5 protein-coding genes are annotated in these 6,000 nt (G+C 67.7%); 1 reads left to right on the top strand and 4 read right to left on the bottom strand.

The window, feature by feature from the left end:
• Positions 1–679 precede the first annotated feature (679 nt).
• Positions 680–1,504, top strand: coding sequence for an IclR family transcriptional regulator (locus ACTWPP_RS42230; protein ID WP_443110100.1), 825 nt, complete (start codon positions 680–682; stop codon positions 1,502–1,504).
• 395 nt (positions 1,505–1,899) lie between these two features.
• Here ACTWPP_RS42230 and ACTWPP_RS42225 read toward each other — a convergent pair whose 3' ends face one another.
• Genes ACTWPP_RS42225 through ACTWPP_RS42210 form a run of 4 tightly spaced genes read right to left on the bottom strand, consistent with a single transcriptional unit; the run spans position 1,900 to position 5,871 of the window.
• Positions 1,900–3,045, bottom strand: a complete 1,146-nt coding sequence (locus ACTWPP_RS42225) for a thiolase family protein (protein WP_443110099.1) — start codon at positions 3,043–3,045, stop codon at positions 1,900–1,902.
• Between the two features lie 37 nt (positions 3,046–3,082).
• On the bottom strand, positions 3,083–3,529 hold the full coding sequence (locus tag ACTWPP_RS42220) for an OsmC family peroxiredoxin (RefSeq protein ID WP_443110098.1): 447 nt from the start codon (positions 3,527–3,529) through the stop codon (positions 3,083–3,085).
• A gap of 21 nt (positions 3,530–3,550) precedes the next feature.
• Complete coding sequence (locus ACTWPP_RS42215) at positions 3,551–4,324, bottom strand: aspartate/glutamate racemase family protein (protein WP_443110097.1); 774 nt, start codon at positions 4,322–4,324, stop codon at positions 3,551–3,553.
• Positions 4,321–5,871: an AMP-binding protein gene (locus ACTWPP_RS42210; protein WP_443110096.1), complete on the bottom strand. Its 1,551-nt coding sequence runs from the start codon at positions 5,869–5,871 to the stop codon at positions 4,321–4,323. Before ACTWPP_RS42210 ends, ACTWPP_RS42215 begins: the two co-directional genes overlap by 4 nt.
• Positions 5,872–6,000: the final 129 nt, after the last annotated feature.

Here is a 6,000-nt window from a genome sequence, read left to right as displayed (position 1 = left end):
GCGCCAACGACGGGCTACCGCCGGTGGTGTTCGAGCAGCAGATCACCGAGAAGAGGAGGGCCACAACAGCCCACTACGCCGGGGCCAAGGTGGCATAACCAGTCTCCACACTTTCAGGGGATTGACACGCCGACCCCGGCCTCCGCGTAGTGCAGTTGTCTGAGAGGTGTGTCGGCATACGCGTAGCGGACGGTAATGTCAGCCATGGTGTCTCCTTTCGAGATCGTTCATTTCGTAGCAGCGCGCGGGTCGGTTCGGAAGCACTCGCCTCGACGTCGGGTTTGGCACATCGAGGCGTGCCAGAACTGGCGTCTACAGCGAGGCAGCGTGACCTATAGAGACCAGCCTGTAAACGTTATGGTGAACAGCACAATCACGCGGTTCGCTGACTGGACCGCAATGGCTTCCGAACTGCGTCGCGCGTAATTTCCTGTTCGGCCGAGCGAGCGCAGGCGAAGGCTGCTGTCGTCGGCGGGCGCCTCCACGGCTGGTTACCTGCTCGACGTCGACGGCATGCATGTTTTTGCACGTGACCGCATGGGTGGCGGCGCGCCGGTCGTCGACGTCAAGACTGACCGGAAGCGTGCCCGGCCCGCATTTGATCAACGCATAGTAATGACAATCACAGGACGAGCGTGCAAAACTGGGGTTACTTAACCGAGAACGGCCAAGGGACGTCATGCCCTACACCACAGACGACGAGATCGAGGACGAGGCCGCAGGTCCGCGCCCCTCGGTACTCGCCAAGACCCACCAGTTGCTGGCCGCCTTCACCTATGAGACCGCTACGCTCGGGCTAACTGAACTGAGTCGGAGGTCGGGCGTCCCCAAGGCGACGACCCACCGCTTGGCGGTTGAACTAGTGGAGCTCGGCTACCTGACGCGAACCCCGAAGGGTTATCAACTCGGCTGGCGTATCTTCGAGCTTGGTCAGCTGGTCCCGGGTCCTGCCAATCTGCGCGGCGTCGCGCGTCCTGCCTTGATGGATCTACACGCAGCCATGAAAGCCGCCATCCACCTCGCCGTCCCGCAGGGTTTTGACTGCGTCTACCTCGAGCGGCTCGTCGGGCGCCGTGAGATGCGCGTCGTCACCGCGGTGGACACTCGTGTCCCAAGCTGGTTCACCGCCTCCGGGCGCCTGTTCCTCGCCCACGGCGATCCGCAAGCGCTGACACACCTCGACCGCGAAGCCCTCACCACGCTCGGTGTCGGCCACCACTCCGAGTTGCGTGCCCCGTTCGCCCGGATCCGCGAGCAACGCTACTCCGAGGAACGCCAGCAGTGCCTCACCGGCTTTAAGACGCTCTCGGTGCCGGTGACCCACGGCAGCAGCGACCGCGTAGTCGCCGCTGTCTCGGTGACGAGGCCGATGGAACGCAAGGACGATCAGCAGGTCCTCCATGCGCTCTGGGCCACCGCCGGTGACATCAGCCGTCGTCTGCCGGCTGCGACGGGCGCCTCGCGGGCGGGACCGACGTCCCGACGTGCCCAGATCGCGGTCTAGACGAAGGCGTCCACGAGCTGCGGCTCCGGCGGACTGGAGCCGGCACATCATCCGGATCCGCCGGGCTTCAGCGCCCTGGTGTCAGCCGGTGGGGTGCGGGTCGGGTGCCGGGATCCACGCCACGCCTTCCAGTTCCCGGGTCGAGGAGAGGGGCAGCCGGTCACCTGGCAGGGAGCCGAGGGGCACCGAGGCCACCATCCTCACTCCCCGGCTGCGGACTGTGGCGACACCTCGTGGGCGTCCAGGCGGCTCCGTAACGTCCTCCACTTCGCACTCGGTCACCCGAGCGGGGATCCAGCCATCCGAGCCACAAGCCGGACATAGCACCCGGCTGGGGAACCATGCCTCGGCACAGCCCGCACATTGGAGGATGGTGACACCGTGCTGCTCACCCATCATCGGTCCACCCTTCGCAAGGCCACGACGTTCGAGCAGGCTCCGTAGCGGTAGAGGACCATTCCGTAGCCTGCCACTACGGCCGTGCGCGCGCCCTCCACCTGTCCGCCCCCGCGCCGGTGCAGGAGCTGGTTCACGGCCTCGACCAGGAAGTGCATGCCGCCGGCTGCGCCTGCTTGTCCCGCCGAGAGCTGGCCTCCGGAGGTGTTCACCGGGAGCACGGCTTCCTTGAGCTGGTGGTTCAGAAAGCGCTCCAGGTCCGAGTCCGGCACGAAACCCAGGTCTACGAGCTGCTCGACCACCATCACGGGGTAGTCGTCGTACACGCCGACCAAGTCGACGTCTTGGGGGCCTAGTCCTGCCGCCTCCCAGAACTCGTCGTGGACCGCGGCCAGTCCCGTCACCAGTCCGCTCCCCACCTGGTGATCGGGGTTGTGGCCCGCTTTGATCGCGGTGACCTCGACCCTCGGGGCTCGCGTCCCGCCTGAGTCCGCCTGAACGAGGATGGCGTCGGCGCCCGAGACGATCGGTACGCAGTCGAAGATGCGCAGCGGGGGGCTCACCACGCGGGCGGCGAGGTAGTCCTCAAGGGTCAGTGGGCCGCGGTACACCGCCCCGGGATTGGTCGCGGCCCAGCGGCGCTGGGCGAGCGCGACCTGTGCGTAGTCCGCCTCGGACAGGCCCGTGCTCTCCATGTGCCGGCGGGTGAGCATGGCGAACAGCGGGTTCGGGCCCCCGAGCCCCAGTGGAGCCAGATGCTCTTGGGTGACGCGGTTGTAGCCGGCGTTGAGGCTGCGCAGATTCTGCTTGTCCATGCGGTCACCGGCGACGAGGACGATCGCCGAAGCGTCGCCGGCCTCGACCGCGCGGACGGCGTGCTGGAGCAGGTTGATTCCGCTTGCCCCACCGAGTGGATCCTGCATGAGCCAGCGTGGACTGATCCCGAGCTTCCAGGCCACGTCGATGACGTGGTCGGGGTGGATCGTGAAGCTGCTCACCCCCAATCCGTCCACGTCTTGCAGGGAGAGGCCGGCCTCCCGGAGAAGGCCGAGCACGGCATCGGCGAGCAGGGTCTGCGTGCCGACCGGCACGCCGGGATGCCGTTCATACGGCGTCTCGTACGCCGCGGTGATCACCGCACGCACTCTCCCTCCCTCCGGTCATCGTCGCGGCCTCGACCGTTCACCGCACGACCGTGCCGGACACCTCGACCGCGCCACTGGCACGCACCAGCGCGGAGAAGGGGCAGCGGCGGTCCGCCGCGCCGAGCTTGCCTTGGAACCAGTCCGGCTCGACCGCTTGGTCGAAGCGTGCCTCTACGGTCAGTGAACTGTGGGTGATGCGGCGCCCCTCTGGCGTGGGCCCGAGGGTCACCTCGGCGCTCACCTCGATCCGTGCGGGGGTCGCCTTCCCTTGGGTCAGCTCACTGTTGAGGGCCATCGCGAAGCAGCCCGCGTGGGCGGCTGCGAGCAGCTCTTCGGGGTCGGTATGCTCCGGCTTCTCAGCGGTGCGGCTGGCGAACGTGTAGACGAGGTCGGTGAAGGCTCCGCTCTCGGCGCTCAGCTCGCCGTGCCCCGTGTCAAGCGCCCCTTGCCAGACGGCGTGGGCGGTGCGCTGGATGCTGCTCATTTCTCTCCTCTTAAGGTGATTTCAATCTGCTTCCGGACTCAGGGTCCGAAAGTCGTCCAAGACGGCCTGGTCGGGGCTGGCGAACGGTCCGCGGCGCCCAGGTTGAAGGTGGCGGGAGCCGAGGTGCGCCCACATCTCCGCGGTTCCCAGAGCCGTGCCGATCGGGTCCAGCACCGCCGCGCCATCCAGGTCCGGGAGCATGTCCATGCGCCACAGAAGCAGCGCCGGAAGCCCGCCCGCGGGAATGATCACCTCCGCGCCAGCCTCGACCAGGCGCATGGCCTCCTCCCGGAACTGCTTCCCCACCAGGGCCAGGGACTCTTCATCTCCCTTGAAGGCCCGGAAGTAGGTCTGCGCTGTGGTCTCCATGGCGCGCACCCCGGCGAACCGAGCTTGGATCCCGTACCGCTCGACCTGCTGGCGGTGGTACCACGAGAATCCGCAGTGGATGGTGACCAAGCCGAACGCCTCTCCGAGCATCATGGCCTGGTGCATGGAGGACTCGCCGAGTCCGGCGACCGGGACGTCGAGGGCGCCGCGCAGCTCGTGCAACCCACCATCCTGGAAGTGGCCGATCACGACCGCGTCGTAGCCGCGTTGCGGGGCGTCGAGGTTCTGCCGCACGACCTGGTAGCCGCATCGGGCTTCCGACAGGCGGTGGACGGTGTCGTCGGCCGGCGACAGGCCCGCGACCTCCACGGTCGTGCCTGTCCTGGCCAGGCTGTTCAGGTGCTCCTGCAGGGCGGCGTGGTATTCCGATCCGGAAGCGGTGAAGCTTTGCCACAAGATCCTCACGCCTGCACCGTCCTCTCGGGCACGGCCTCGATCTCGCGATCCCACGCGGCCGTGGTGCCCTGGTCTCGTAGCACCTGCTTGCGGACCTTGCCTTGAGGGGTCAGCGGGAGATCATCCATCACTCGCACGAAGCGGGGAACGGCGAACGGCGCAAGCCGGTCCTGGCACCAGGCGACGATGTCATGAGCAGCGAGCTCATGTCCGGGCTCCACGACCACGGCCACGGCGACCTCGTCCTCGCTGAGCGAGGACGGCACGGCGTATGCCGCGACCTGGCTGACGTTCGGGTGAGATCCGATGGCCTGTTCGACGTCGTGGCTTGAGATGTTCTCGCCGCGGCGGCGGATCGAGTCACCCTTCCGGTCAACGAAACGGAACCACCCGTCCTCGGATCTGACGACTCGGTCACCGGTGTGCAGCCACAGGTTCCGCCGGGTGGTCACTGTCTTTGCGGGTTCCTTGAAGTAGCCGGTGGCGAAGGCGAACGGCTCCGTGGCCCGCAGCACCAGCTCGCCGGACTCGCCGTCAGGCACTGGGATGTCGTGCTCGTCGACTACGCGCGCGTCGAACCCGGCGCGACAGGGGCCGATCCACCCCGGCCGGGTCGTGCCGGGCTCACTGCCGATGACCGCGTTGGTCTCGGTGGAGCCGTAGGAGTCGACCAGCTCGATGCCGAAGCGTTCTCGGAACTGCCGTGCGCTCTCGGAGCCGGTGCCTGGGGCGAGGGCACGGGTGACCCGGTGGGCACGGTCGCTCGGAGTCTCTGGCTTGGCAAGCACCATGTTGACCATTGCGCCTAGCAGGTAGGTCACGGTGGCGTCGGTCTGCGTGAGCCGCTCACCCAATCTCGACGCGGAGAACTTGGGGCCGACCAGCATGGTCGCACCGTGGTGCAGGGCCTGGAAGAACGTTCCGAGCGCGTTGACGTGAAAGAGCGGCAGACAGGTGTAGAGGACGTCGTCGGCAGACAGGTGAAGCTGGTCGCCGACGTTGCGCCCCCAGGCGAGGAACTGCGCGTGGGGGCACTCGACGCCCTTCGCCGGTCCGGTGGTGCCCGAGGTGAACAGGATCGCGGCGGTGTCTCCCGGGCGGCTCGGGGCGGGATCGCAGGTGGCGGCGATGGATCGATTGGCGAGATCGCCGGTGCCGAACCGCTGCGCCAGGCCTTCGCCGCCCTCCGGGCCTAGGACGCAGGTCGCCGGCCGGCTTTCTCCCACCGCGTCCTGTAGGGCACGGTCGGCCGTCGCGTCGACGACCACGAGTCTCGGCTCGCAATGTTGAACCTGGTGTCGTAGCGCCTCGCCCCGCAACGCCGCGTTCACCGGGACGACGACGGCTCCCAGCCACGCGCAGCCCACGACCAGGTCGAGGATTTCCACTCGGTTGTCCGCCATCATCACCACCCGGTCGCCGCGTCCAATGCCGGCTGCGGCCAGCACGGTCGCGGTCTCTCTGGCGACCGTGCCCATCCCGGTGAAGCTGCGCTCGGCGTCGTCGAAGCGCACCAGGGGCTTATCCCCGTGCTCTTCCGCGGCCCGCAGCAGCAACGCCGGGATGCTTCTCGGGTGGAGCCCTCGGGCATCACTCAATGCCATACCTCTCCTGCCCTCGTTCTGATGATCCTGTGCGGGTCGTGCCGGGCAGCCAAGGGATCGGTCCGGTGTGCGGATCGGCAC

Origin of the sequence: Actinomadura sp. 3N407, assembly GCF_052245875.1 — a bacterium.
GTDB lineage: Bacteria > Actinomycetota > Actinomycetes > Streptosporangiales > Streptosporangiaceae > Spirillospora.
This window is presented reverse-complemented; position numbering and strand designations above follow the sequence as displayed.

Coding starts and splice junctions, on each gene's coding strand:
- ACTWPP_RS42220 (WP_443110098.1), bottom strand. CDS start 3,529: ATGAGCAGCATCCAGCGCACCGCCCACGCCGTCTGGCAAGGGGCGCTT.
- ACTWPP_RS42230 (WP_443110100.1), top strand. CDS start 680: ATGCCCTACACCACAGACGACGAGATCGAGGACGAGGCCGCAGGTCCG.